Origin of the sequence: Streptobacillus ratti (genome assembly GCF_001891165.1) — a bacterium.
In the GTDB taxonomy this organism is placed as follows: Bacteria; Fusobacteriota; Fusobacteriia; order Fusobacteriales; family Leptotrichiaceae; genus Streptobacillus; species Streptobacillus ratti.
The window spans coordinates 1-223 of the sequence record NZ_LKKW01000139.1 but is presented as its reverse complement, the minus strand read 5'-3'; the positions used below and the strand labels follow the sequence as shown (position 1 = coordinate 223).

1 protein-coding gene is annotated in these 223 nt (G+C 23.8%); it reads right to left on the bottom strand.

The window, feature by feature from the left end; genetic code table 11:
- Positions 1–34 precede the first annotated feature (34 nt).
- Positions 35–223, bottom strand: a 189-nt coding sequence (locus BT993_RS07405; RefSeq protein WP_167359438.1) for a ribosomal-processing cysteine protease Prp, incomplete at its 5' end; no start/stop codon positions are given.

Here is a 223-nt window from a genome sequence, read left to right as displayed (position 1 = left end):
AAGAGAGGGAATAGTTGTAAATTCAACTTTAATATCATTTTTCATACCTCCTAGTTCTAAATTGTACATTTTTTGGATAATCCTTTGCAATACTTTCAAGCATTATAGATAATGATTTTATTAAACTTTGAGATTTAATTAAATCATCTTCATCAACATTTCTTAAATCACAAAAAATATATCCATCCCTCATTTCATAATTCAATTTCTTAACTTTTAAAAC